Genomic DNA, 2,186 nt, shown 5'->3' on the forward strand with positions numbered 1-2,186 from the left:
GGCGACTGGCCGGAGACCGACCCGCAGGTCGCGCTCGATGTGCGGCATCCGGCCTACGTGATCTACACCTCCGGCTCGACCGGCCGCCCCAAGGGCGTCGTGGTCAGCCATGCCGGAGTGTCCCGCCTGGCGGCGGTGCAGGCCGACCGGCTCGGCGTGGCGGCGGGGAGCCGGGTGCTCCAGTTCGCCTCGCCCAGCTTCGACGCGTCCTTCTGGGACCTGAGCAGCGCGCTGCTGACCGGCGCCGCGCTCGTCCTCGCCCCCGCCGACGCCCCGCTGGACGCCCTGACGGACCCGGGGCTCGCCGTCACCCATGTGACGCTGCCGCCCTCGGCCCTCGCCGCGCTGGGCGACGCCGAACTCACTGCCTCCACCCTGGTGGTGGCGGGTGAGGCGTGCTCGCCCGAACTGGTGGCGCGGTGGGCGCCCGGACGGCGGATGATCAACGCGTACGGCCCGACCGAGACCACGGTCTGCGCGACCATGAGCGACCCGCTGACCCCGGGGACCGGCGTGCCGCCGATCGGCCGCCCGGTCGCGGATTTCCGGACCTACGTCCTGGACGAGCGGCTGGGTGCCGTCCCGCCGGGCGTGACCGGCGAGTTGTACGTGACCGGGCCCGGCCTGGCGCGGGGCTACCTGGACCGCCCGGGCCTGACGGCAGGACGGTTCACGGCCTGCCCGTTCGGACCGGCGGGCGCCCGGATGTACCGCACCGGCGACCTGGTCCGGCGCCGAGCCGACGGCGAGCTTGAGTACGCCGGCCGGGTCGACCAGCAGGTGAAGGTGCGCGGCTTCCGGGTCGAGCCGGGCGAGGTCGAGGCCGCGCTCGCCACGCACCCGGGTGTCGCCCAGGTCGCGGTGCTGGCCCGGGAGGACCGGATCGTCGCCTACGTCGTCCCGTCGGACCCGGCCGCGACGACCCCGGCCGCGCTGACCGCCCACCTGCGGGACCGGCTGCCGGACTACCTGGTGCCGTCCGCGTTCGTGCTGCTCGACGCGTTGCCGCTGACACCGAACGGGAAGCTGGACCGGGCGGCGCTGCCGGCGCCCGAGACCGCGTCCACGGGGAGCGGCCGGGCGCCGCGCACCCCGCAGGAGCAGATCCTCGCCGAGCTGTTCGCCGAGGTCCTCGACGTGCCACGGGTCTCGGTGGACGACGACTTCTTCGACCTGGGCGGGCACTCCCTGCTCGCCACCAGGCTGGTCGCGCGGGTGCGCTCGGTGCTCGGGGCGGAGCTCGGGCTGCGCGCCCTCTTCCAGGCGCCCACCGTGGCCGGCCTGGCCGGGATGCTCGCGGCGGCCGACGGGGTGCGCCCGGCGCTCACCGCGTACGAGCGGCCCGACGCGGTGCCACTGTCCTTCGCCCAGCGCCGCCTGTGGTTCCTGCACCGTATGGACGCCACCGCCGCCACGTACCACATTCCGCTGGCGCTCCAGCTGACCGGAACGCTCGACCGGGGCGCGCTCGACCGGGCGCTGGCCGATGTGGTGGCCCGGCACGAGAGCCTGCGGACGGTGTTCCAGGAGGTCGACGGCGTACCCTGCCAGCGCCTGCTGGAACCGGCTGCCGTCCGGCTCCGGGCCCGCCCGGCCGGGGTAACGGCGGACGAACTGCCGTACCTGCTCGCCGAGTCCGCCCGGCAGCCCTTCGACCTGGCGGCCGAACCGCCGCTGCGGGCCGAGCTGTTCGCGGTCGGACCCGACGAGCATGTGCTGCTCCTCGTCATGCACCACATCGCCGCCGACGGCTGGTCCACCGGTCCGCTGGCCCGCGACCTCGCCGAGGCGTACGCGGCGCGCTGCGAAGGCCGGACCGCGGACAGGCCGGCGCTGCCGGTCCAGTACGCCGACTACACGCTCTGGCAGCGCGAGCTGCTCGGTGACGCCGCCGACCCGGAGAGCCGGTTCGCCGAACAACTCGACTACTGGAAGCGGCAGCTCGCCGATCTTCCGGAACTGCTTCCGCTGCCCACCGACCGCCCCCGCCCGGCCGTCGCCGGCCGGCAGGGCGATCACATCGGCGTGGAGCTCGGAGCCGAACTGCACAACGCGCTGGCGCAGTTGGCCAGGCGGACCGGGACCAGTACGTTCATGGTGTTGCAGGCGGGTCTGGCGGCGTTGTACACGCGGTTGGGTGCGGGGACGGATATCGCGATCGGGAGCCCGATCGCGGGGCGTACGGA

1 protein-coding gene is annotated in these 2,186 nt (G+C 75.0%); it reads left to right on the top strand.

What is annotated here, in order from left to right; genetic code table 11:
* On the top strand, positions 1-2,186 hold a 2,186-nt coding region (locus ABZ565_RS35345; protein ID WP_361036424.1), incomplete at both ends, for an amino acid adenylation domain-containing protein.

The organism is Streptomyces sp. NPDC016469, from assembly GCF_040632905.1.
In the GTDB taxonomy this organism is placed as follows: Bacteria; Actinomycetota; Actinomycetes; order Streptomycetales; family Streptomycetaceae; genus Streptomyces.